Source organism: Spirillospora sp. CA-108201 (assembly GCF_050936235.1).
GTDB lineage: Bacteria > Actinomycetota > Actinomycetes > Streptosporangiales > Streptosporangiaceae > Spirillospora.
On the sequence record NZ_JBNJNE010000001.1, the window covers coordinates 7,919,668 to 7,943,692 of the forward strand.

Annotated in this window: 20 protein-coding genes and 1 pseudogene; 12 read left to right on the top strand and 9 right to left on the bottom strand. The window is 72.4% G+C overall.

All coding sequences use genetic code 11. The annotated features are described in order from the left end of the window. Positions 1-261: 261 nt before the first annotated feature. From ACQEU6_RS38080 to ACQEU6_RS38095, 4 genes are read left to right on the top strand one after another with little or no spacing between them, the layout of a single operon-like run. Entirely contained in the window at positions 262-1,131 is an 870-nt protein-coding gene (locus ACQEU6_RS38080; protein ID WP_499338546.1) for an alpha/beta fold hydrolase, read from the top strand. Further along, positions 1,128-2,810: an FAD-binding protein gene (locus ACQEU6_RS38085; RefSeq protein WP_499338547.1), complete on the top strand. Its 1,683-nt coding sequence runs from the start codon at positions 1,128-1,130 to the stop codon at positions 2,808-2,810. The genes ACQEU6_RS38080 and ACQEU6_RS38085 overlap by 4 nt, the downstream gene beginning before the upstream one ends. Continuing rightward, the gene (locus ACQEU6_RS38090; protein ID WP_499338548.1) at positions 2,807-3,832 is read left to right on the top strand and encodes a 2Fe-2S iron-sulfur cluster-binding protein; all 1,026 of its coding nucleotides are present in this window, start codon (positions 2,807-2,809) and stop codon (positions 3,830-3,832) included. The genes ACQEU6_RS38085 and ACQEU6_RS38090 overlap by 4 nt, the downstream gene beginning before the upstream one ends. Positions 3,833-3,855: 23 nt before the next feature. Further along, a complete protein-coding gene (locus tag ACQEU6_RS38095) occupies positions 3,856-5,040 on the top strand; it encodes an acyl-CoA dehydrogenase family protein (protein WP_499338549.1) in 1,185 nt (394 codons plus the stop codon). A gap of 106 nt (positions 5,041-5,146) precedes the next feature. Here the strand turns inward: ACQEU6_RS38095 and ACQEU6_RS38100 are convergent, their stop codons facing one another. Both ACQEU6_RS38100 and ACQEU6_RS38105 read right to left on the bottom strand, forming a co-directional pair. Then, positions 5,147-6,046: a transposase gene (locus ACQEU6_RS38100; protein WP_499333365.1), complete on the bottom strand. Its 900-nt coding sequence runs from the start codon at positions 6,044-6,046 to the stop codon at positions 5,147-5,149. 61 nt (positions 6,047-6,107) lie between these two features. Further along, positions 6,108-6,944, bottom strand: a complete 837-nt coding sequence (locus ACQEU6_RS38105; protein ID WP_499338550.1) for an SDR family NAD(P)-dependent oxidoreductase — start codon at positions 6,942-6,944, stop codon at positions 6,108-6,110. 152 nt (positions 6,945-7,096) lie between these two features. Here ACQEU6_RS38105 and ACQEU6_RS38110 point away from each other — a divergent pair, with 152 nt between their 5' ends. The 6 genes and pseudogenes from ACQEU6_RS38110 (at position 7,097) to ACQEU6_RS38135 (ending at position 14,188) form a co-directional block, all read left to right on the top strand. Further along, entirely contained in the window at positions 7,097-8,008 is a 912-nt protein-coding gene (locus ACQEU6_RS38110; protein WP_499338551.1) for a VOC family protein, read from the top strand. 5 nt (positions 8,009-8,013) lie between these two features. Next, positions 8,014-9,480 carry an FAD-dependent oxidoreductase gene (locus ACQEU6_RS38115; RefSeq protein WP_499338552.1) on the top strand — a complete coding sequence of 489 codons (1,467 nt, stop codon included), beginning with the start codon at positions 8,014-8,016 and terminating at the stop codon, positions 9,478-9,480. Positions 9,481-9,777: 297 nt separating this feature from the next. Then, a pseudogene (locus tag ACQEU6_RS38120) lies at positions 9,778-10,926 on the top strand (RNA-guided endonuclease InsQ/TnpB family protein); the annotation flags it as partial. Positions 10,927-11,119: 193 nt separating this feature from the next. Further along, entirely contained in the window at positions 11,120-12,727 is a 1,608-nt protein-coding gene (locus tag ACQEU6_RS38125; RefSeq protein ID WP_499338553.1) for an AMP-binding protein, read from the top strand. Between the two features lie 71 nt (positions 12,728-12,798). After that, entirely contained in the window at positions 12,799-13,482 is a 684-nt protein-coding gene (locus ACQEU6_RS38130; RefSeq protein WP_499338554.1) for a serine/threonine-protein kinase, read from the top strand. Between the two features lie 433 nt (positions 13,483-13,915). After that, complete coding sequence (locus ACQEU6_RS38135; protein ID WP_499338555.1) at positions 13,916-14,188, top strand: hypothetical protein; 273 nt, start codon at positions 13,916-13,918, stop codon at positions 14,186-14,188. A 41-nt stretch (positions 14,189-14,229) separates the two neighbouring features. Here the strand turns inward: ACQEU6_RS38135 and ACQEU6_RS38140 are convergent, their stop codons facing one another. From ACQEU6_RS38140 to ACQEU6_RS38155, 4 genes are read right to left on the bottom strand one after another with little or no spacing between them, the layout of a single operon-like run. Further along, on the bottom strand, positions 14,230-15,018 hold the full coding sequence (locus ACQEU6_RS38140) for an SDR family NAD(P)-dependent oxidoreductase (protein WP_499338556.1): 789 nt from the start codon (positions 15,016-15,018) through the stop codon (positions 14,230-14,232). Next, positions 15,015-15,806 (bottom strand): SDR family NAD(P)-dependent oxidoreductase, encoded by a 792-nt coding sequence (locus ACQEU6_RS38145; RefSeq protein WP_499338557.1) that lies wholly within the window; start codon positions 15,804-15,806, stop codon positions 15,015-15,017. Before ACQEU6_RS38145 ends, ACQEU6_RS38140 begins: the two co-directional genes overlap by 4 nt. Further along, positions 15,803-16,039: a ferredoxin gene (locus ACQEU6_RS38150; protein ID WP_089309888.1), complete on the bottom strand. Its 237-nt coding sequence runs from the start codon at positions 16,037-16,039 to the stop codon at positions 15,803-15,805. Before ACQEU6_RS38150 ends, ACQEU6_RS38145 begins: the two co-directional genes overlap by 4 nt. Next, positions 16,036-17,193, bottom strand: a complete 1,158-nt coding sequence (locus ACQEU6_RS38155) for a 3-ketosteroid-9-alpha-monooxygenase, oxygenase component (RefSeq protein ID WP_499338558.1) — start codon at positions 17,191-17,193, stop codon at positions 16,036-16,038. The genes ACQEU6_RS38150 and ACQEU6_RS38155 overlap by 4 nt, the downstream gene beginning before the upstream one ends. A gap of 143 nt (positions 17,194-17,336) precedes the next feature. Between ACQEU6_RS38155 and hsaA the strand changes: the two genes are divergently transcribed. Next, on the top strand, positions 17,337-18,503 hold the full coding sequence (gene hsaA / locus ACQEU6_RS38160; RefSeq protein ID WP_499338559.1) for a 3-hydroxy-9,10-secoandrosta-1,3,5(10)-triene-9,17-dione monooxygenase oxygenase subunit: 1,167 nt from the start codon (positions 17,337-17,339) through the stop codon (positions 18,501-18,503). A gap of 861 nt (positions 18,504-19,364) precedes the next feature. On the opposite strand, the gene ACQEU6_RS38165 is transcribed toward hsaA, so the two are convergent. The 3 genes from ACQEU6_RS38165 to ACQEU6_RS38175 all read right to left on the bottom strand — a co-directional run bounded on the left by ACQEU6_RS38165 (position 19,365) and on the right by ACQEU6_RS38175 (position 23,166). Next, positions 19,365-20,321 carry a ferritin family protein gene (locus ACQEU6_RS38165; RefSeq protein ID WP_499338560.1) on the bottom strand — a complete coding sequence of 319 codons (957 nt, stop codon included), beginning with the start codon at positions 20,319-20,321 and terminating at the stop codon, positions 19,365-19,367. Between the two features lie 167 nt (positions 20,322-20,488). After that, entirely contained in the window at positions 20,489-21,649 is a 1,161-nt protein-coding gene (locus tag ACQEU6_RS38170; protein ID WP_499338561.1) for an alpha/beta hydrolase family protein, read from the bottom strand. After that, a complete protein-coding gene (locus tag ACQEU6_RS38175; protein WP_499338562.1) occupies positions 21,646-23,166 on the bottom strand; it encodes an FAD-dependent oxidoreductase in 1,521 nt (506 codons plus the stop codon). Before ACQEU6_RS38175 ends, ACQEU6_RS38170 begins: the two co-directional genes overlap by 4 nt. Before the next feature lie 175 nt (positions 23,167-23,341). On the opposite strand from ACQEU6_RS38175, the gene ACQEU6_RS38180 reads away from it, so the two are divergent. Further along, positions 23,342-23,983: a TetR/AcrR family transcriptional regulator gene (locus tag ACQEU6_RS38180; RefSeq protein ID WP_499338563.1), complete on the top strand. Its 642-nt coding sequence runs from the start codon at positions 23,342-23,344 to the stop codon at positions 23,981-23,983. Positions 23,984-24,025 lie beyond the last annotated feature (42 nt).

Consider the following 24,025-nt stretch of genomic DNA (forward strand, 5'->3'; position numbering starts at 1 on the left):
GGGCGGGCGTTCGAATCCACTATGCGACATTTCTACTAACAGGTACTCACCCGGCACCGGTCAAGGGGCGGCCGGTGAGCCCGAAGGTAGGCAGGCCCCGCCGCGGCCACGCGCCCCGATCCCGATGAGTGGAAGCGGGCGCCGGGACGGGCCCGCCGAGCCGCCCTGAGACCCGCGTCCCGCTGATCGGGATCCACCGCCTGACCACGCCGTCCCGCCGATTACGTTCCGGACAAGCCACCGTCGAAGGACTGGGAGATCATGCCTGCGGAGCTGACCTACGAGTCGACGTTGCGCGAGCTCGCCACCGACCAGGGCGTCCTGCGCTACCACGAGGCCGGTGAGGGCCCGCCGCTGCTGCTGCTGCACGGCTCCGGCCCCGGCGTCACCGGCTGGCGCAACTACCGCGGCAACCTCGCCCGGTTCGCCGAGCACTTCCGCTGCCTGGTCCTGGAGTTCCCCGGCTTCGGGGTCAGCGACCCGACCGACGAGCACCCGATGATGGCGGCCGGCGGCGCCGTCGTCCGGTTCCTGGACGGCCTCGGCCTCGACCGGGTCGACGTCATCGGCAACTCCATGGGCGGCATCGTCGCGACGCAGGTGGCGCTGCGGCACCCGGACCGCGTCCGGCGGCTGGTCACCATCGGCGGGATCGGCCGCAACGTCTTCAGCCCCGCGCCCGGCGAGGGCATCAGGCTGCTGGCGGAGTTCACCGACGACCCGACCCGCGAGGGCCTCGTCCGGTGGCTGAACTCGATGGTGTACGACCCGCGGATCGTCACCGAGGAGATGATCGAGGAGCGCTGGAAGCAGGCCACCGACCCCGACACGCTCGCCAGCGCGCGCCGCATGTACGGCTCCAAGGCGATGGCGGCCCGCGCCAAGGCGATGGCGGCCTCCGACGAGCCGCCGTACTGGGCGATGCTCCACCGGCTCAAGGCCGAGACGCTGATCACCTGGGGCCGCGACGACCGGGTCAGCCCCGTCGACATGGTGCTCGTGCCGATGCGCACGATCCCGGACGTCCAGGTGAACATCTTCCCCGACTGCGGGCACTGGGTGATGATCGAGCAGAAGTCCGCCTGGGAGAGCGCCGTGCTGGCGTTCCTGACCCGGAAGGACGAGCGGTGAGCGGGAGCGGCTGGGACCACGAGTACGACCTCGTCATCGTCGGCAGCGGCGGCGGCGGGATGGCCGCGGCGCTGGCCGCGCACGACGCCGGGATCTCGGCCCTGATCGTGGAGAAGGGCAAGAGGTTCGGCGGCTCCACCGCGATCTCCGGCGGCGGGATCTGGATCCCGGGCAACCCGACGCTGAAGGCGCGCGGCCACGACGACAGCCGCGCGTCGGTCCGCCGCTACCTGGACCGGCTCACCGAGGGGCGCGTCCCGGCCGCGCGGCTGGACGCGTTCGTCGACCACGGGCCCGCCGCGATGGAGCTCCTGTGCCGGAGCAGGTGGATGACGTTCTTCTGGACGAAGGGCTACGCCGACTACCACCCCGAGTACGAGGGCGGGCGCCCGCTCGGCCGGTCCATCGAGGCCAAGCCGTTCGACACCCGCAAGCTCGGCGACGACGAGCGGTACCAGCGGCCGAACAGCATGAAGGGCCCGCTCGGTCTGTGGATCACCGCGAAGGACTACCACGACCTCGCGATGGCCAAGCGCACCTGGACGGGCCGGCGCGCGTCGCTCGTCGCGGCGTGGCGCGTGTCGTCCAACCTGGTCCGGCGCCGCCACATGGCGACCGGCGGCCGGGCGCTCGCCGCGCGGCTGCGGATGGCGCTGAAGGACGCCGGGATCCCGCTCTGGCTGAAGGCCCCCATGACCGAGCTCGTCGTCGAGGACGGCCGCGTCACCGGCGTGGTCGTCGAGCGCGACGGCGCGGCGCTGCGCGTCCGCGGGCGCCGGGGCGTCCTGCTCGCGACGGGCGGCTTCGACCACAACCAGGAGATGCGCGACGCCTACCTGCCGAAGGGCGGGCAGGAGGACTTCGCGATGGGCGCCCGCGAGAACACCGGCGACGGCATCCGCGCCGGTGAGAGCGTCGGCGCGGCGCTGGACCTGATGGACGACGCCTGGTGGATGCCCGCCGTCCGGCACCCGGCCGGGGCGACGGTCCCGCTGCTGTCGGAGCGGTGCATCCCGCGGTCGGTCATCGTGGGGCAGGACGGCAAGAGGTTCACCAACGAGTCGGCCCCCTACGTCAACTTCGTCCACGACCAGCTTGAGGGCGGGCACGTCCCCTGCTGGTTCGTGATGGACGCCAAGGCCAGGGCCCGCTACCCGTTCGCGCAGATCCTGCCCGGCGCGCCGATCCCCAAGGCGTTCTACGACGCGGGCATCGCCTTCAAGGCGGACACGCTCGCCGAGCTGGCCGGCAAGATCGGCGTTCCGGCGGACGCGCTCGGCGGGACCGTCGAGACGTTCAACCGGTACGCGCGCGAGGGCAAGGACCCCGAGTTCGGCCGCGGCGACTCCGCCTACGACCGCTACTACGGCGACCCGAACCTGGAGAACCCCAACCTGGACGTGATCGAGGGCGGGCCGTACCACGCGTTCCGGATGGAGGTCGGCGACCTCGGCACCAAGGGCGGCCTCGTCTCCGACGAGAACGCCCGCGTCCTGCGCGGGGACGGGACGGTCATCGAGGGCCTGTACGTGACGGGCAACTCCTCGGCGTCGGTGATGGGCAACGAGTACGCGGGCCCCGGCGCCACGATCGGCCCGGCCATCGTGTTCGGCTACATCGCCGCCCGGCACGCCGCCGGGTCGGGAGAGTCCGCCGGGAAGTCCGCGGGACGCTCATGACGGCACTGAAGGCGCGGGTGGTGGAGGTCGTCCGGGAGACGGCCGACGCGCACTCCCTCGTCCTCGAACCCGTCGAGGGCGACCGGGCCCGGTTCGCCTACCGGCCCGGGCAGTTCCTCACCGTCCGGGTGCCGGCGGAGGGCGGCTGGGCCGCGCGCTGCTACTCGCTGTGCAGCTCGCCGCTCACCGACGACCGGCCGAAGGTGACGGTCAAGCGGGTCGCGGGAGGTGTCGGGTCCAACTGGATCTGCGACAACGTCACGGCGGGCGACGTCCTGGAGGTGCTGCGCCCGGCGGGCACGTTCACGCCGCCCTCGCTGGACGAGGACCTGCTGCTCGTCGCGGGCGGCAGCGGCATCACCCCGGTCATGTCGATCCTCAAGTCGTGCCTGGCGGGCGGTGCCGCGAAGGTGGCGCTGCTGTACGCCAACCGGGACGAGCGGTCGGTCATCTTCGCCGACGAGCTCAGGGAGCTGACCGAGCGGCACCCGGACCGGCTCGCCGTCGTCCACCTGCTGGAGTCGGTGCAGGGCCTGCCGACGGCCGCGGCCGTCCGCTCGCTCGCGGGCCCCTACGCGGGCCGCCCCGCGTACGTGTGCGGGCCCGAGATCTTCATGGACCTGGTCTCCGGGACGCTCGCCGGCCTCGGCGCGAAGGTGCACGCCGAGCGGTTCTTCTCGCTGGAGGGAGACCCGTTCGAGCAGCCCGAGGACGCGCCGGAGCAGGGAGAGGCGGAGGACGGCGACGCCCGCGAGATCGAGGTCGAGATGGACGGCGAGACCCGCACCGTTCCCTGGCGCGGGTCCGATCGGCTCCTCGACGCGCTGCTGCGCGCCGGGGTCGACGCCCCGTTCTCGTGCCGGGAGGGCTCCTGCTCGGCCTGCGCCTGCGTGGCGCTGGAGGGCGAGGTCACCCTCGACGCCAACACGGTCCTCGACGAGCAGGATCTCGCCGACGGCCTCATCCTCGCCTGTCAGGCGAGGCCGGTCACCGACCGGCTGAAGATCACTTACGACGGCTGACGAACACTTACGGGAGACAGGCGATGGCTGACCGCGTGCTAGACACGATCATGGAGAGGGCGGAGCAGATCCGCGAGCTCGGCCCGGCCAACGAGGCGCTCGGCAGGCTCGACGACAAGGCGGCCGAGATCCTCAGGGACGCGGGCGCGATCCGGCTGCTCCAGCCGGAGGCGCACGGCGGCCTGGAGGTCCACCCGCGCGAGTTCGCCGAGACGGTCATGGGGATCGCCTCCCTGGACGGCTCCACCGGCTGGGTCGCCGGCATCGTCGGCGTCCATCCGTGGGAGATGGCCTACGCCGACCCGAAGGTGCGCGAGGAGATCTGGGGCGAGGACCCCGACACCTGGATCGCGTCCCCGTACGCGCCGATGGGCATCGCCCGCCCCGTGGACGGCGGCTACGTCTTCAACGGCCGCTGGCAGTTCTCCTCCGGCACCGACCACTGCGACTGGATCTTCCTCGGCGCGATGCTGGGCGACGACGAGGGGAGGATGGCGCAGCCGCCGCGGTCGCTGCACATGATCCTGCCGCGCTCGGACTACGAGATCGTCGAGGACTCCTGGGACGTCGCCGGGCTGAAGGGCACCGGCAGCAAGGACATCATCGTCAGGGACGCGTTCGTCCCGGCGTACCGGACGCTGGAGTACTCCAAGGTCGTGGACGGCTCGGCGCCGCGCGAGGCGGGGCTGACCAACCCGTCCTACCTGATGCCGTTCTCCTGCGTGTTCCCGCTCGGCATCTCCTCCGCGGTGATCGGCATCGCCGAGGGCGCGCTGCACCACCACCTGGCCTACCAGCGCAACCGCGTCCAGATCACCGGCACGAAGATCAAGGACGACCCGTACGTGCTGTACGCGATCAGCGAGGCGGCCGAGGAGATCAGGACGTCCCGGACGGCCCTGCTCGACAACTGCTCGCGGATCTACGACATGGTCGCCGCCGGGCACGTGCCGACGTTCGCCGAGCGCGCCGCCGGGCGCCGCACCCAGGTCCGCGCGGCGTGGCGGGCGGTGCAGGCGATGAACGAGATCGTCGTGCGGTCCGGCGGCAACGCGATGCGCAGCGACAACCCGATCCAGCGGTTCTGGCGGGACGCGCACGTCGGCCTCGCCCACGCCATCCACGTCCCGGGCTCGGTCTACCACGTCTCCGCCCTGACGGACCTGGACATCGAGCCGCCCCAGGGCCCGATGCGCTCGATGATCTGAGTCCCGCCGACTCGCGGCGTGCCGGGAGCGTGGGCGCCTCCACCGCCCGGCACGCCGCGCCCCAACCGGCCCCTAGATCGTTGATGGGGGTTGTTGAGTGCTCTGGTTAGTGGTCGTAGGCGGTAAGTGATCGCTTGGTTGGGGCGTCGATGAGCCAGTTGTGCCAGATCGCGGCGTTGAGGGCGCGGATGCGCTGGCACAGGCGCGTCCACAGGCCTTCGGTGGTGCGGGCGGCGTGGCGTTCCAGCCCGAGTTGGTTCTTCAGTGTCCAGATCACCGCCTCGATACGCTGGCGCAGCCAGCTGGGGAACACCTTCACGGCGGGTTCGGGCTCGTCGTCGCGGACGGGGCGGATCAGGATATGGCCCAGGTCGGCGGCGGCCTTTTCCACCCCGGCTCCGGCGAATCCCTTGTCGCACACGATCGGGCACGGTCCCGGCGCGGCCTGCTGGACGTGCAGCAGGTGCACGGCCTGTTTGCGTTCGTCCAGCTCTTTGGGGTGGGCCAGGCTGAAGGAGCACACCGCGCCTTCGGCGGTGGTGATCAGCATCAGTTTGGCGCCCCAGTAGAAGGCGTGGTGGGACTTGTCCATGCCGTAGCCGGCGATCTCGCCCAGGGCCGAGCGGTGCACGGTGGTGCGTGAGGCGCCGCAGCGCAGCGGAGTGCCGTCCATCAGCCGCAGCCGCTCCTGCCAGGAGGGCGTCTGGCGGACCAGCCACATCGAAGCGGCGAACAGAGCGGGCGCGGCATCGCGCAGGTGCCGGTTGTACTCGGACTGACCGGGCAGCCGCGGGAACAGGTGCCCGATCCTGCCGGGCGCGGTCCGCAGCCACCGCCGCTCGGAATCGCAGCCGAGCAGGACCTGGGCCACAGCGACGCACACCAGTTCAGCGTCGTTGAGGGTGCGGTCGGGGCCGCGTCTGCGGGTGCGGTCGGCCGACCGCAGGACGTGATCGTCCAGATGGACGTAGAGTGCGGTCAGAAGGGCGTCCAGGTTTGTCTTCACACACTGATCATGGGCGCCCTTCGTCATGCCCGCAGCGGTTCAGCAAACCCCCATCAACGATCTAGCCGAGCAGGTCGCGGTCGGCGACGAGCTTGGGGGTCCGGACGACCCGGCCCAGGTACCCGTCCGCGGCCGGGTCGGTGACCAGCCAGACCACGGCCGCCGCCGGCGCCTCCTCCGGCGTCGGCTGGAAGCCCTCGTCCTTCAGGCCGTCGAGGCCGCCGCGCGCCGCGCCCGCCTCGGTCACGACGAACCCGGGGTCGAGGTTGAACGCGCGGACGCCCGCGCCGCGGTACTCGGCGTTGACCGCGCCGGCGAGGCGCCCGAACGCCGCCTTGGACGCGGAGTACGCCACGCCCCAGCCGCCCTCGCCCGGCGGTCCGGGCGGGTCGGTGGTCGCCGACCCCGAGCACAGGTTGACGATCGTCCCGCCGCCCCGCGCCAGCATCGCGGGCAGGACGGCCTGGAGCAGCACGATCTGGTTCAGGTAGTTGCCCTCGACGGTCCGCGCGGCCACCTCCGGGTCGAGGTCGAGGAACCGCTCGTGGGTGCCCGCGATGTGCGCGACCGCGTTGTTGACCAGGACGTCCACGCGTCCCCACGCGTCGAGGACCGCCGTCGCGGCGGCCGTCACGCTCGCCCGGTCGAGCAGGTCCATCCGCACCGGCAGGGCCCGCGCGCCGAGCGCCTCGATCTCCGCCGTGGTGCGTTCCAGGCTCCCGGGGACGGGGATCGCCTCCGCCCGTCCGTGGCGCGGCGGTATCCGGCCCCGGCCCTCCTCCACCGTGCGCGCGGTGAACGCCACGTCGTACCCGGCGGCGGCCAGCGCGAGCGCCGTCCGCCTGCCGATGCCCCGGCTCGCCCCGGTCACCATCGCGACCGGCCTTTCCGTCGTCATCAGACCTCCCTCGAAGATGAGAGCCGCCGCCGTCCGCCCGCCGCAGGAAGACTCTCACTCAGCGGGAAGCGCCCGGCGGCCCGCCCCCGGATTTGGCAGGTTGAGGCTCGACGTCCGCCGCGCGGGCCGCCATCCAGAAGGGACCGAGGACAGTGACGCAGATCCGAGGGCTGGGATATCTGAAGGTCCAGACCCGGCACATCGACCGCTGGCGCGAGTTCGCCCTGGACGGGCTCGGTTTCGCCGAGGGGAGCGGGCCGGACCCGGGCGGCCTCTACCTGCGCATGGACGAGCGCCGCTCGCGCCTCCAGGTGCTGCCCGGCGACACCGACCGGGTGCTGGCCGTCGGCTGGGAGGTCCGCGACCAGTACGCGCTGGCCGCCGTCCGCGAGGCCGTGGAGAAGTCCGGGACGGCCGTGACGCGGCTGACGTCCGAGGAGGCGGCGGAGCGCGACGCGGAGGAGGCCATCGCGTTCACCGACCCGGGCGGCACCCCCGTCGAGGTGTTCTGGGGCCCGCTCCTGGACCACGACCCGCTGCGCACCGGCTTCGCGCAGAAGTTCGTCACCGGCCCCATGGGCATGGGCCACGTCGTGCTCCCGACCCCCCGGTTCGCCGAGACCGTCGCGTTCTACGCCGAGGTCCTCGGGTTCCTGCCGCGCGGCGCGATGAAGGTCGGCGGCGGCGCCGCGAAGGTCCGGTTCATGGGCGTCAACCAGCGCCACCACAGCATCGCGATCTGCCCGGCGCCGTTCGACGGCGACCCGGGCCTCGTCCACCTCATGGTGGAGGTCGACACGCTCGACGCGGTCGGCATCGCGCTCGACTCCATCACGAGGAAGGGCTTCTCGATCTCGTCCACGCTGGGCCGCCACACCAACGACAAGATGGTGTCGTTCTACGTGCGCGCCCCCGGTGGCTGGGACGTCGAGTACGGCTGCGAGGGCATGCTCGTGGACGAGTCGTACTACACCGCCGAGGAGATCACGAGGGACAGCTACTGGGGCCACGACTGGTCCGGCTCCGAGCCGCTGGCCGCCTTCGTCCCGCCGCGGAAGGGCTGACGCCGATGGCGAAGCCCCCGGTGGAACCGGTCGGCGCTGCGGAGGTGGAGTTCGACCACGAGTGCGACGTGCTGGTGGTCGGCTTCGGGGCCGCCGGCGCCGCCGCGGCTTACGAGGCCGCGGCGGCGGGCGCGGACGTGCTCGTCCTGGAGCGGTCGAGCGGCCCCGGCGGGACGTCCGCCCAGTCGGGCGGGGAGCTGTACCTCGGCGGCGGCACCCGGGTGCAGAAGGCGTGCGGCTTCGACGACACGCCCGACGACATGTTCGCCTTCCTCACGGCGGCGCTCGGCCCGCACGCCGACGCGGAGAAGCTGCGGCTGTACTGCGACGGGAGCGTGGAGCACTTCGAGTGGTTCCGCGCGCGCGGCGTCCCGTTCAAGGAGAGCCTGTTCGACGCGCCGGGCTGGATGCCGTACACCGAGGACGGCCTGATGTGGCTCGGCGAGAACGCCTGGCCGTACAACGAGATCGCCCGCCCCGCGCCCCGCGGGCACCGCCCGGAGACGCCGATGTTCGCCGGCGGCGTCCTCATGGAGAAGCTGATCGCGGCCGCCGCCGGGGCGGGCGCCGTCGCCCACCAGGACACCTACGCCACGAACCTCGTCGTGGACGGCGCCGGCCGCGTCACCGGCGTCGTCGCGCGCAGGTTCGCCGACCGGGTGGCCTACCGGGCGCGCAGGGGCGTCGTCCTGACCTCCGGCGGGTTCGTCGACAACGAGGACATGCTCGCCGACCACGCCCCGGTGCTGCTCGGGCACGACAAGGTCAGCGACGGCACCAGCGACGGATCCGGCATCCGGATGGCGACCGCGCTCGGCGCCGCGACCCGCCGCATGGCGTCGGTGGAGATCGCGCTCACCGCCAACCCCGCCGTCATCTGCCGCGGCATGCTCGTCGACGGCCTCGGCCGCCGGTTCATCAACGAGGACGTCTACCCGGGCCTGTTCAGCCACCGGGCCGTCCAGCACCAGCCCGGTCCCTACTGGGCGATCATCGACGAGGCCGGGCACGACGAGATCGCCGAGGCCGACATGTGGGGCGTCCGCCCCAAGCACGCGGCGGAGACGCTCGCGGAACTGGAGGAGTCACTCGGCCTGCCGCCCGGTTCGCTGGAGGCGACCGTCGAGACCTACAACCGGTTCGCGGAGCGGGGCGAGGATCCCTACTTCCGCAAGGACCCCCGGTGGCTGCGCCCCCTGAAGGGGCCGTTCGCGGCGATCGACCCGGCCGACGGGTTCTTCGGCGCCGGCAGGCACGGCGCCGGGACGGGCGCCGGCGGGTTCACCCTCGGCGGCCTCGACACCACCGCGGACGGCGAGGTCCGCAACAACTCCGGTGAGCCGATCCCCGGCCTGTACGCCGCCGGGCGCACCGCCTCCGGCATCCACGGCGAGGGCTACATCAGCGGGACGTCCCTCGGCGACGGCACGTTCTTCGGCCGCCGCGCCGGACGCGCCGCCGCCGCGAACTGACGACCCAGAACGGAGAGGAATCGGATGAAGTACGCCGTCCTGCTTCCCGTGGCGGCGGGCGTCACCGCCGATCCCGCGTGGATCGGCGAGTACGCCCGGCACGCGGAGGTCTGCGGCTTCGAGTCGGTCGGCGCGGTCGAGCACGCGGTGGTGGCGAGCGGCTACCGGGTTAAGGGCGGCTGCTCGGGCCTGCAGAGCGGGGGTGAGGGCCCGCGTGGGGCGGCCGTCAGGCCCGAGTGCCGCCTGCCGGTCTTGATATCGCTTCGGTCTGTCATAGGCCGATGGCAGGATCGGGGTGTGTGGTTGAGGTACCGGTTCCGGCTCTACCCGGCTCCCGGGCAGCAGCAGGCGCTGGCCAGGGCGTTCGGGTGTGCGCGGGTGGTGTTCAACGACGCCCTGCGCGCACGCGAGCGGGCGCGCGCGGCCGGGCTGCCGTACCCGTCGGACGGGGAGTTGTCCAAGCAGGTCATCACAGAAGCGAAGAAGACTCCCGAGCGGGTGTGGCTGGGCGAGGTCTCGGCCGTCGTCCTGCAGCAGACCCTGGCTGATCTGAACACCGCCTACCGCAACTTCATCGCGTCGGTGACGGGGAAGCGGAAGGGCCGCGGGGTTGCGGCGCCCCGGTACCGGTCCCGCAAGGACCGGCGTCAGGCGATCCGGTTCACCCGCAACGCCCGCTGGAAGATCACCGCGGGCGGGAAGCTACGCCTGCCCGAGATCGGAGACGTACCGGTGCGGTGGTCCCGGACGCTGCCGTCCGTGCCGTCGTCGGTGACGGTGATCCGTGACGCGGCTGGCCGGTACTTCGCCTCCTTCGTCGTCGAAACCACCGACGAGCCACTGCCGCAGACGGAAGCCGAGGTCGGCCTCGATCTGGGGCTGGCGCATTTCGCGGTGCTGTCGGACGGCCGCGAGATCAGCAGCCCCAGGTTCCTGCGCCGCGCCGAGCGCAGGCTCCGCAAGGCGCAGCAGGCTCTGTCCCGCAAGACCGAGGGGTCGGCCAACCGGCGCAAGGCCGCCGCAAGGGCCGCCCGGCTGCACGCGCGAGTCGCCGACGCGCGGCGCGACCACCACCACAAGCTGTCCACACAACTGATCCGCGACAACCAAGCGGTCTACGTGGAGAACCTGTGCGTGAGCGGTCTGGCCCGCACTCGGCTCGCCAAGTCCGTGCACGACGCGGGCTGGTCCCAGTTCCTGGCGATGCTGGAGTACAAGGCCGCCCGGCACGGACGCACCTTCGCCAAGGTCGACCGCTGGTTCCCGTCCTCGAAGCTGTGCGGGGCTTGCGGGACGGTCGCCGAGTCGATGCCGCTGAACATCCGCAAGTGGGCCTGCGCATGCGGCGCGGTCCACGACCGGGACATCAACGCCGCGAACAACATCCTGGCCGCCGGGCGGGCGGACAGGCTAAACGCCTGCGGAGGGACCGCAAGACCTTCCGTCCAGCGGAAGGCAGGACCCGGCGAAACAGGAAGCCACAGAAGCGCCGCACACGCGGCACAAGCTGAACCTCCAGCCTTCGAGCTGGGGGGCGCGTCAATCCAGCGTCTACCCCTACCCGGCACTCGCCCACGGCGCCCCTCCACCCCACTTCAAGTCCCTGGAGGCGCCCGAGACGAGAAGGGGCCAAGGCAACATGCAGGACGAGAAGACCGGGGCGCTTAGAGAGATGGCGGTACTGGGCGACGACCGTCCCGCCAGCGAGACCGCGTTCGCGGAACTGGTCGCGGCGCGCGGCGGCGACGACCGGACGGGCCTGTGCTTCGAGGACCGCTCCTGGACCTGGCGGGAGGTCGTCGCGGAGTCCCTGCGGCGGGCCTCCCTCGTCCGGGACCTGGACGGCCACGTCGGCCTGTTCCTGGAGAACGGCCCCGAGCACCTGTTCTGGCTGCTGGGCGCGGCGCTCGCCGGGGTCCCGGTCGTGGAGCTGAACCCGACGCGGCGGGGCGCCGAGCTGGCCCGCGACATCGCCCACACCGACTGCGCGCTGCTGGTCACCGAGACCTCCCGCGCGCCGCTGCTCGACGGGCTCACGCGCGTCCCGTCCCTGGAGGTCGACACCCCCGCGCACGCCGAGCGGCTGGCCTCCGCCCGCCTGGCCGCCCCCGCGCCGGTGGACCCCGACACGATCTTCTCGCTGGTGTTCACGTCCGGGACGACGTCCGCCCCCAAGGCGGTGATCTGCACGCAGCGCAGGCTGGGCCGGATCGCCGTCCAGCAGCGCGACCGGCGCGGCCTCACCCGCGACGACGTGTTCTACGTGGTCATGCCGATGTTCCACTCGAACGCGCTGATGGCCGGGATCGCGCCGGCCGTCGCCGCGGGCGGCCGCATCGTGCTGCGCCGCGGCTTCTCGGCCTCGGGGTTCCTGCCGGACGTGCGCCGCCACGGCGTCACGTTCTTCAACTACGTCGGCAAGCCCCTCAGCTACATCCTGGCCGTCCCCGAGAAGCCGGACGACGCCGACAACACGCTCCGCGTCGCGTTCGGCAACGAGGCGGCGCAGCGCGACATCGACGCGTTCGCCCGCCGCTTCGGCTGCACCGTCATCGACTCCTACGGGTCGAGCGAGGGCGAGATCCGCCTCACCCGCGTCCCGGGCACGCCGCCCGGCTCGCTGGGCGTCGCCGAGGCGGGCACCGTCGTGATGGACCCCGGGACCCTGCGGGAATGCCCGCGCGCGGAGTTCGACGCGAACGGGCTGCTCCTCAACGCCGAGGAGGCCATCGGCGAGATCGTCGACACGATGGGCGCCGCCAGGTTCGAGGGCTACTACGACAACCCCGAGGCGACGGCGCGGCGCGTCCGCAACGGCTGGAGCTGGTCGGGCGACCTCGCCTACCGCGACGCCGACGGCTACTGGTACTTCGCCGGCCGCGACGACGACTGGCTGCGCGTGGACGGCGAGAACTTCGCCACCGCCCCCGTCGAACGCCTCCTGGCCCGCTTCGGGCCCTTCACCGACGTCGCCGTCTACGCCGTCCCGGACGACCGCGTGGGCGACCAGGTGATGGCGGCCGTCACGCTGGCCCCGGGCCGCGCCTTCGACCCGTCCGCCTTCTCCGCCTTCCTGGCGGCCCAGCCGGACCTCGGCACCAAGTGGGCCCCGCGCTACGTCCGCGTGGTCGAGGCCCTGCCCCGCACCCCGACCAACAAGGTCGTCAAGCGCGTCCTGCGCACCGAGGGGCGCGACGCCGCCGGCCCCGTCTACGAACGCCGCGACGGCGCCTACCGGCCCCGCTGATCACGGTCACCGGCGCCCGTTTCTGTGGAAAGGTCTCTTCTGAACACCGGTTGACGCGGGAGGGCGAACGGGTGTCCAGCGGGAAGCCGAGGCCGCTCCGGGCGGACGACCCGAAGAGGATCGGCCGGTACCGGCTGCTGGCGCGGCTCGGGGCGGGCGGGATGGGCCGGGTCTACCTGGGCCGCTCGCAGGGCGGCCGGGCGGTCGCGGTCAAGGTGATCCACCCCCACCTGGCCGAGGACCCGGAGTTCCGGCGGCGGTTCGAGCAGGAGATCGCGGCGGCGCGGCGGGTCGGGGGCATCCACACCGCGCACGTCGTGGACGCCGACCCCGGCGCCGATCCGCCCTGGCTCGTGACCGAGTACATCGCCGGCCCGACGCTGCACGATGCCGTCGGCGAGCACGGCGCGTTCTCCGAGGAGTCGCTGGCCGGGCTCGGCGCGGGCCTGGCCGAGGGGCTGATGGCGATCCACGACCGCAACGTGGTCCACCGGGACCTCAAGCCCGGCAACGTCCTGCTCGCCCGGGACGGGCCCCGCATCATCGACTTCGGCATAGCCCGCGCCGTGGACGCCACGTCGCAGACCACCCGCACCGCCGTGGCCGGCACGCCCGGGTTCATGTCGCCCGAGCAGTTCCGCGGCCGCGAGGTCCGGCGCGCGAGCGACGTGTTCTGCCTGGCCGCCGTGTCGACCGCTGCTCCGCGCTGGTGCGGGGCGGGGAGCCTCCGCTGCCGGAGCCCGTCGCCACGATGATCGCCACACGGGTCGCGGAGACCGAGGTCCTGGTGCCCGCGGACGCGACCCGCCGCGCGCCGCGCGTCCCCGTGCTCGGACGGCCCGTGCCCGCGCCGGCCCTGGCCGCGGCCGCTGCGGCGGGTGTCCTGCTGGTCGCCTTCGCCGTCTGGGCCGTCGCGAACGGCGGGAAGGAGGCGGGTTCGTCGGGCACCGCCGCCCACGCGACCTCGCCCCGGGCGACCGGCACCACCGGGACGCCGTCGCCGGGAACGTCCGCCCCGGAACCGGAGCCGGGAACGGCGCCCCCACCCCCGACCCCACGCGCAGCGCCTTCGAGAGGATCACGTCCGGCGACTGCCTCGACGCCTACGTCTCCCCCTACGACTCCGACAAGTGGAGCGAGCCCGAACCGCACGCGGTCGACTGCGGCCGGACGGACGCCTACGTCCGGGTGACCAAGGCGGCGACCGACTCGTCCGCGTGCATCGACGTGGTCGGCGATCTGGACGGCACCCTGTGGTGGGAGTACGGCGAGGGGGCGGACCGGATCGCCCTCTGCGTCGAGCGGCGGCTCCGCGCGGGCGACTGCCTGCTGGGTTCGAAGGGCCGGGGGAAGAAGGGCACGGTCGCCATCAGCAACGGCGACCCGATGACCTCGTGGCCGTGCGAGAAGGACTCCCTGCCCGAGGGGTACGACTACGTCCTCAAGGTCACCGCCCTCTGAACGGACATGTCCCGTGCCCGCCGGTCGATGGCCGAAGCGTGTCAGGACGGCTTCGGGAGTATGCGCCGCATCGCGGCGTGCGCCCCGGCGACGAGCTTCTCGCGGGGGAAACCGGCGCGTTTGCGGGCCATGTCGTAGTTGCCGCCCGCGACCCAGACCGGGCCGTCCGCCAGGTGCTCCAGACCCTCGCGCGCGACGTCGTCGGGCTCGGCGACGTTCAGGCCCGGCATGTCCATGTTGAGGCCGGCGCGCTCCATCGCCGGGGTCCTGGTCACGCCGAGGACCAGCTCCAGGACGTCCACGCCGTGCTCGCGCATCTCCAGCCACAGCCCCTCGGCGAAGACGCGGCCGAAGGCCTTCACCGCCGAGTAGATGCTGATCTGCGGCTGGCCCATGTAGCCGGCCAGCGAGCCGACCAGCAGGATGCCGCCGCGTCCCCGCTCCTTCATCAGCGCGCCGAAGTGGTGCGTCAGCGCGAGTTGCGCGGTGATGTTGAGGTCGATGACGCCCTGGAAGCGGTCCAGGTCGCCGGTGACGAACTCGTGGCCGTAGCTGTTCGCGCCCGCGTTGAAGACCAGCAGCCCGACGTCCAGGCCGTCGGTCACCTCGCGGACCGCCTTCACCGGGTCCGGGGCGACCAGGTCCAGTTCGAGGGTGCGCACCTCGACGCCCTTCGCGCGGACGGCCTCGGCGGTCTCCGCCAGCGGCCCCGGCTTGCGGGCGATCAGCACGAGGTTCAGGCCCGCGTCGGCGAGGCGGTGCGCGAAGGCCGAGCCGACGCCCTCCGAGCCGCCGGCGACGACGGCCCACGGGCCGTATCGGTCGATCATTGCTCTCCGTCCAGGTCCGGGGTCCAGGCGACGCCGTTGATGTGCGAGCCGCCGTCCGCGAACAGGGTGTTTCCGGTCAGGTAGTGGGCGTCCTCGGACGCCAGGAACACCGCCACGGGGGCGATGTCGGTCTCCGGGTCGCCGAGGCGGCCCATGGGGTTGGCGCGGTCGGCGGCGGCCTCGATCTCCGGATGCTCGGCCGCCATCCGGCGGAACGCCGCGCTCTTGGCGCCCGGCCAGATCGCGTTGACGACGACGCCCGCCGGCGCCCACTCGCGGGCCGCCGTGCGGGTCAGCGTCCTGAGGGCCTCCTTGGCCGAGTTGTACTCCAGGGTCCCCATGTGAGCGTTGACGCCGTTCAGCGAGCACATGTTGATGACGCGCCCCCACCCGCGGGCCTTCATGTGCGGGAACGCGGCCTGCATCGCCCACAGCGGGCCGTAGTAGCCCATCGCGAACCCGCGGGCGAGCTGCTCGTCGGTCTTGGTCTCCACCCGGCTCACCGTCCCGGCGCCCCAGGCGTTGTTGACCAGGACGTCCACCGAGCCCCACGTCCCGACCGCCGCGTCCACCATCGCGCGGACCTGCGCCCTGTCGGTGACGTCCGTCCGGACGAACCGGGCGTCCTTTCCGATCTCCGCGGCCACCCGCTCCCCGGACTCCGGGTCGAGCTCGGCGACCAGCACGCGGGCCCCCTCGGCGGCGAAGCGGCGGGCGATGCCGCGCCCGATCCCGTCGCCCGCGCCGGTCACGACCGCGACCCGCCCGGCCAGCCGTCCGCCCGTCACTCGACCACCGTGATGGCGCCGTTCAGCGCGGCCTCCTGGATGGCCGAGCGGAGCGCCGGGCAGGTCGCGTGCGGGTCGTCCAGACCCACGCACGCCTCCCTGGCCTCGGCGTTCCACTGGATGCTCGTCTGCTCCCAGCTCGACTTGCGCACCAGCACCTCGGCGGCGCAGCGGCGGCAGCGGACCGGCAGCAGCGGCCCCTCCAGGAGGCGCTCGTCCTGGCGGGTCGTCACGCCGACGCCCCCTCGGCCTCCCGGCGGGCCATGTTCGCGTCGACCTCCTTCTGCCAGGACTCCACCGGACGCGTCGTGTCGATCTCGTACTCGAAGCGGTCGGTCATCTCCGGCGCGACGTCGGCGGCGTCCACGTAGAACTGCTCGTACCAGCGGCGCAGCTGGTAGACGGGCCCGTCCTCCTCGCAGAGCAGCGGGTTGTCGATGCGCGTCTTGTTCCGCCAGATCTCGATGTCCTGCTCGAAGCCCGTCAGGATGAAGTCCGACAGCTTCTGCGCGGTCGCCTCCGCGGCGTCGGCCGGGAGCGCGTCGCTGTGCTGGACGATGATGCCCGAGTGCAGCGAGAACGAGTTCTCGTCGATCGGGTAGTGGCAGTTGATCAGGACGGAGTGCAGGTCGTACCCCTCGTAGTGGTACGTCAGCTCGTCGATCATGAAGGAGGGGCCGTGGTAGGAGGCCACGGAGGTGTTGCCGAGCATCTTCGGCCCGCCGCCTCCGCCCTCCCGGCGCGCGTCCTCCCGCGTCCGGCCCTTCATGATCTGCGTGGCCACCTGGCCCTCGAAGATGTTCTTGAAGTACGTCGGGAACGACTTGTGGATGTAGAAGAAGTGCGCCATGTCCACGACGTTGTCGATGACCTCGCGCGCGTTGGTGTGGACGACCGTCTCCGTCCATCGCCAGTCGGTCCAGTCGTCGCGGGTGGCGCCCTCGATCACCGGGATCGTCACGTCCTCCGGCGGCTTCCCGCCCTCCGGGTCGTTCCAGACGAACAGCAGCCCGTCCTGCTCCATCGTCGGCCACGCGGCCGTCCGGGCCCGCAGCGGGACGCGGCGCGCGTAGGGGATCTGCTTGCAGCGGCCGTCGCCGCCCCAGCGCCAGTCGTGGAACGGGCACGCGATCGCGTTGCCCTTGACGGTGCCCTGGGACAGGTCGCCGCCCATGTGCCGGCAGTAGCCGTCCAGGACGTTCGTCGTGCCGTCCTCACCGGTGAAGACCACGAGCTTCTGCCCGAACGCGTTGACCGTGTGGGGCTTGCCGTCCCGGAACTTCTCGGCCAGCCCGAGGCAGTGCCATCCCCGGGCGAAACGGCGGTTGATCGCCTCCGCCTCGATGGCGCGGACGGCGTCCGACTCGGTTGCGGTCACGTGGATCATCCCTTCAGCGATGGATGGGTGATTCGAACGTTAGGTCGCAGGTCACCGTCCCGACCGCCGAGTCCCGGTGGGCGGGACGCCCGTCCCCGCGCCGGCGCGGGACCATGGTCTCCTGCAAGGGCCGTACTAGGGAAGGAGCGGGGATGAGCAACGAGGTCCTGGACGCGGTGCGCGGACTGCTGCCCGGCATTGCCGAGCGGGCCCGGACCGTGGACGAGAAGGGACGCGTCCCCGCCGAGACGATCCGGGAGCTGACCGCCGCCGGACTGTTCCGGATGCTCCAGCCCACCCGGTACGGCGGCGCCGAGGACGACCCCGTCGCCTTCTACGAGGTGATCCGCGCGGTCTCCGGCGCCTGCGGCTCGACCGGCTGGGTCGCCGCCGTCCTCGGCGTCCACTCCTGGCATCTCGGGCTGTTCGCCGACGAGGCGCAGCGCGAGGTGTGGGGCGCCGGCCCGGACACGCTCATCGCCTCCTCCTACGCCCCGATCGGCCGCCTCACGCCCGTCGACGGCGGCTACGAGGTGACCGGGCGCTGGTCGTTCTCGTCCGGCTGCGAGTTTGCCTCCTGGGCCCTGCTCGGCGCGCTCGTCGTCGGCGCCGAGGGCCGCCCCGTCGACTTCATGACCGTCCTCGTCCCCCGGCGCGACTACGAGATCGCCGAGGTCTGGGACTCGATGGGCCTGCGCGGCACCGCCAGCGACGACATCGTCGTGGAGAAGGCGTTCGTCCCCGCGCACCGCGCGATGCGCAACTTCGAGCAGGCCCAGCTCCGCAACCCCGGCCGCAAGGTCAACACGGGCCCGCTCTACCGGATGCCCTTCGGGACGATCTTCACCAGCACCGTCGCCGCCAGCGTCATCGGCATGGCGGCCGGCTGCCACGACCTGTACGTGGCCCGCATGCGCGACCGGATCCGCCTCAGCCTCGGCGGCGGTCGCTTCGTCGAGGACCAGTTCGCCCAGGTCGCCGTGGCCCGCGCCGCCTCGGAGATCGACGCCGCGGTCCTGCAGACCGACCGCAACGTCCGCGAGATCCACGAGTACGCCGTCCGCAACGAGAAGATCCCGATGGAGCTGCGCCTGCGCGCCCGCCGGGACCAGGTCCGCGGCACCGAGCGCGCCATCGAGGCCATCGACATCCTCTTCAAGACCGCCGGCGGCAACTCCCTGCACCGCGGCAACGTCATCGAACGCGCCTGGCGCGACGCCCACGCGGGCAGCGTCCACGTCGCCAACGACGTCGAGCACGCCCTCTCCATGTACGGCCGTGGCGAGTTCGGCCTCAAGGTGGAGGACAACCTCGTCTGACCACCCGACCCGGCGCATCCGGTTCGACGGGCGATGCGCCGGCGAAGGACAGGGAGCCGAAAGAGGCGGCCGCCCCCCGAACTGGTCGGGGAACGGCCGCTGTTTATGGGTGTGCCAGCCCGCTAGTCGGTGGGCTGACCTGCTGGTTCAGCTCTGCTCCACGTTTCCGCAGTTGCCGCAGAACCACATGGACCCCCCTGGTCGCCCGGCTTCGTCATCTGGTGACCACACTTCGGGCAGTTCATGCTGTTCTCCTTGGTTGTGCGCCGCCGGGGTCCGAGACCGCCGGCGAATGACCTGTGTCACGAGATCATCGTCGGGATGTGCGCCTGGCTTGATGATCTTCTGGGAGCGGGTATTCTGGCATCAGAACGGCTCGGTGGCGAATGGGGAGTTCGCCGTCTTCAGGGGGCCGTCGTATGGGCTGCTCTGGGGGCTTGCGGCGTGGTTCGAATGTGAGTGCCGGGTGAAGTGGTGACGCCTGAGGCGCACGAAACCCGGCCGTTCCCACTTACCTTCACGGGCGTTGACCAGGTCTGGCGTGCCCGGGAACAGTCGCTGACTCGGAAACGTGCACCGGCGATTCCTTGATGGTCGATCGCGTCATTTTCCGCTGAGCGAGTACCCGTCCTCGGGTCGGCGATTCGCCGCGTCGGCGAGAAAAGACGGTCGCTCCTGTGAAGGGGGCCTTTTTGTCACTCTGGCTTGCCTTTTTTAGGGGCGGGCGGGGGAGGACGATGAAAGGCCCATCTCCCGGCCGAGAGTGAATGCGGTCGATGCCTTATAGACGCCCGGCCCGGCTCTCGGTGAGAGCCGGGCCGTTCTCGGCGGCTCCCGAAAGGAGCGCCGCGTGGCGTGGGGTCAGGAGTCCGCGCGCGCCATGTGATGGTGGTGGTGAAGGTGCTTGAGGGCGCACTTGAACGCGCGGGCGTGCGCGGCCTCGTCGCCGGCGATCTCGGTGAAGAGGCGCGCGGCCTTGTAGGCGTGCTCGGCGCGGGCGGTGCGGGCGAAGCTCGGGTACATCTGCGTGGCCTCGTAGGTCTCACCGGCGATGCTCTTGCGCAGGTTCTCCCGGGTGCGGTGGACGAATCCGGCGAGGTCGGCCTCCCCGGCGAAGTGCTCGGTCAGCTCGACCGCGGCGGTGCGCTCGAACAGCCGGGCCAGCTTCGGGCTGCGGGCCTTGGCGTGCTCGCCGTAGAGCGTGTACTTGGCGTTCGCGAACGCCTCGCCGTGCATCGCGGTCTCCAGGTTGCGGAGCGTCCTCGCCGAGTGCACCTTGGGCTTGCCCGCGACGACCTTGACGCGGTCGGGGGTGGGCCCCTCGGGGATCTCCCCGTGGTGGTGCTCGATGGCGTACAGCGCCTTCGCGAAGTAGCGGGCGTGATTCAACTCGTCCGCCGCGATCTCGGTGAAGAGGCGGGCGGCGTTGTGGTCCTTGTCCTCCCGCGCCTCCTTGGCGAACCGCGGGTACATCTGCGTGCCCTCTTCGATCTCGCCCTTGATGCTCTCGCGCAGGTTGGCGGCGTCGTCGCGGACGAAGTGGATGAGGCGCGCCTCCTTGGTGAAGTGGTCGTGGAGCTCGGTGTTCGCGGTCTTCATGAACAGGGCGCGCACCTTGGGCAGGTGCTCGTAGCCGGCCTGCTCGCCGTAGAAGTGGTAGCTCGCGTGCGCCATGGCCTCGCCGTGCATCGCGGTGAGGGTGTTCTCGTAGGTCTTGTGGTGCACTACCGCCGGCGTCGCGGCCTGCGCGGGGAGCGCGGTCCCGACCACCATCGCCGCTCCGGCGAGGACGGCGCAGGTCCGGGTGAGCCCTGACATGGTCATCTTCTTCCCTTTCGGATGATCGGTCGCTTCGTGTAGCCGATCAGTTACTACATGTAGCGTCCGATGGATCCTCGGCACCACCCGAAAGGGGCACGGAAAGGGTCAAATCGATACCACGGGTGTGGTCCCGTCCACCTGCGGACGGGACCACACGGGCCAGGTCAGCAGGTCGTGGACGGTGTTTCGCCTCTGCGGACGGCCTGGGCGAACTTCAGCGCCGTCTCGAAGGACGCGCTGATGGCGCCCCGGTGGTCGGCGCCCTCGAACGTCCGGTGGTCGACGGTCCCGTAGCGCTTGCACAGGTCGCCGACGATGTTCCGCGTCGCGGCGGGGGAGACCTCGCGGTCGGCGGTGCCCTGGGCGACCAGCGTCGGGACCTTCAGGGTCAGGCCGAGCGCCTCCTGCGCGTTGTAGTAGGTCTCGAACCGCGTCAGGTCGGCGTCCGGGCGGAACACCTTGTCCAGCGGCAGGGCCTTGCTGAGCTGCTTGAGCTGGAGAAGGCACGCGTTCGTCCGGCCCGCCTTGGCGACGGCGGCGGCCTCGTCGGTCAGCAGGTCCTCGGGGACGAACGCCGGGTCGGCCGCCTGCGCGCCGTTGAGCAGCACGAACAGGAACGGCAGCCCGACCTCGGCGCCCGGGTACTGCGCCTTGACGTACCGCGCCGTCTGGCTCATGTTCGAGCCGGGCGCGATCGACACCGCGCCCTTGAGCCGGATGTCGCGGGGCGTCTGCCGGGCCGCCGCCGTGTAGAGCGTGGCCTGGCCGCCCTGGCTGTGCCCGGCGACGAACCAGTCGCGCCCGATGCGATGGTCCGCCTTGCGGGCGGCGCGGACGATGTCGGTGACGGTGTTGGCCTCACTGGCCCCGTTCAGGTACGGGTGCCCGCCGGGCGTGCCGAGGCCCTCGTAGTCGGTCTGGACGACCGCGAAGCCGTTCGCGACCCACTTGTCCAGGTACGACTCGGTGACGGACAGGTAGTCGTGGGCCGGCCCGTCCGCGGTGTCGGCGGACGGCGCGCAGGCGTCGGCCGTCCCGGTGGTGCCGTGCGCCCAGCTCAGCACCGGCCAGCCGCCGCGCGGCGGCGTGCCCTTCGGGACGGCGACCGTCCCCGAGACCGTGATCCGCTTCCCGCCCACGCCCTCGGAGACGTAGGTGACGAACCGGTTGGCGGACGCGCTCGGCAGCGCCGCCGCGTTCGCCAGCGGCCGGACGCCGAGCAGCGTCCCGCGCTGCGCCGGGGCCGCCTGCGCGGGGGCCGCGGCGATCCCGGCCGTCGCGGCGCACGCGGCGGCCGCGAGGGCGATCCTTCCCGTTGATCTCACGTGTGGTTCCTCCTGATGTCCTGGACGGCGCGGTAGGCGAAGGCCATGGCCGACCCGATTGGCACGCCGGGCCCCGGGTAGACGGGGCCCGTGAACGAGGCGCTGCTGTTTCCGGCGGCGTAGAGCCCGGGGACGGGACGGCCCGAGCCGTCCAGGACGCGGGCGTCGGCGTCGGTGCGCAGCCCGCCCTTCGTCCCGAGGTCGCTGAGGACGACCCGCGCCGCGTAGTAGGGCGGCCGGTCGACGGGGACGACGCAGGGCCTGCCGCCGGAGAAATAGAGGTCGTAGGCGTCCTCGCCGCGGTGGAAGTCCTCGTCGGCTCCCTGGGCGGCGAAGCCGTTGAACCGCTCGACCGTCCCGGTGAGCGCGTCCGCCGGGAGCCCGGTGGCCTCGGCCAGTCCGGGCAGGGTTTCGGCCCGGACCCAGGCGCCCGACGCGAGCTGGTCCTCGGCCCGCAGCGGCGGGACGGAGATCGCGGGCAGGCCGTCCGCCCGCGAGTCCCAGACCAGATGGAACGGTCCCTCGGCACCGGCCATCGCGCGGCCCATCCGGTCGTAGGGGAGGGACTCGTTGGCGAAGCGGCGGCCCGCGGCGTCCACGACCAGCCCGCCGCGGAACCCGAGGGTGAACGCGGGCCTGCCGTCCGGGGCGAGCAGGCCGGGGCAGAACCACGCCTGGTCGAGCAGGGCGGTGGACGCGCCGATCCGGACGGCCGCCTCGATCGCGTCGCCGGTGTTCGCGCCGTCCGGGGCCATCGTCCAGCCCGCGCCGCCCGGCACCCCGCGCTCGGCCCGCAGGGCGGTGGACGACTCGAACCCGCCCGCCGCCAGCAGGACGCCGCGCCGGGCCCGCAGCCGCACCGGGCCGTCCGCCGTCATCGCCGCGACCCCGGTCACCCGGCCGTCCTCGACGACCAGGTCGGTCAGAGCGGTCCGCGTGCGGACCTCCCCGGCGCCGGTCGCGGTGATCGCCAGCAGCAGCCGCCCGATCAGCGCCCGGCCCTGCGCCAGCGGACCGGACGCCGAATGCCCCCGCCCCGCCCTGTCCCGGTCGACCGGCGGGCGGACGAGCGCCGCGAGCTCCCCGAGCCGCTCGGCGGGCAGCTCCAGCGGGACGAACGAGCGCCCCATGTCGAGGCGTCCCGGCGCGTCGAAGTAGTCGGGGAACGCCTGGAAACGGAACTCGACCGCGGGGTCCTTCTCCAGGAAGTCCACCAGATCGGGTGCCGTTTCGAGGAACGCCTCGCGGCGCTCCTCCTCGTCGTCGCCCAGCAGCGCCCGCAGGTACGTCCGCGCGCCCTCGGTCGAGTCGGCGAGCCCGGCGCGCTCCTGCACCCGCGTCCCCGGCAGCCAGATCGCCGCGCCCGAGTACGCGGACGTCCCCCCGAGCAGGCCCGTCTTCTCCAGGACGGCGGTGCGCAGCCCGCCCGACGCGGCGGCGAGCGCGCCTGCCAGCGCCCCGGCCCCGGAGCCGGCGACCACCACGTCGTACTCGTCGTCCCACCCGGCTCGTCCCATGTGGCATGCCCTCCGACCTCGGGTTCCCGGCGCGGGCACACCGTAGGGCGCGGCCCGGCCGGGGAGGGGCGGCCCGTCCCACTGACCGGTACGGACGTTCGCGGGGACGGTCCGGAGCCCGGATATTGTTCCTGGCAGGAGAAGGACCAGGACGCGCGAGGACCGGAGGGGGACCGTGGCGAGGATCGCAGCGGGCAGGCTGTCCGCCGAGCCGAGCTCGCCGGAGCAGCACGACCGGCGCGAGCGCATCCTGCGCGCCGCGTCGCGCATCGGCGCCGAGAAGTCCCTCGAACGCGTCCAGATGCACGAGGTCGCGAAGGCCGCCGGGGTCGCGATCGGCACCCTGTACCGGTACTTCCCGTCCAAGGTCCACCTGTTCACCGCGGTCATGGCCAAGCAGGTCGACCGGCTCCGCGGCCAGGTCTCCGAGCCCGCGCCCGGCACGAGCCCGGAGGACGCGGTCGCCGACCTGCTGGTGCAGGCCAGCCGGCACCTCATGGCGCAGCCGGTCCTGTCGACGTCGATGCTGCACGCGTCCAACACCGCCCACGTCGCCACCGTCGCCGACACCGTCCACATCGACAGCACGTTCCGGGAGATCCTGCTCCGGGCGGTGGGGATCGAGGTGCCGACCGCGCAGGACGTCACCCTCGTCCGGCTGCTGATGCAGTGCTGGTACGGCGTGCTCCAGTCGAGCCTGAACGGCCGCGCGTCGATGGCCGACGTCGAGAGCGACATCCGCCTCGCCTGCCGGCTGCTGCTGGCGCCCCGTTCGAACGCTCCCGCAGGCGACGGGACGCCCGGCGCCTCCCAGTGATCGGGACCGCCCCGGCGGACCTCCCGCGCCCGCGGCTAGCGT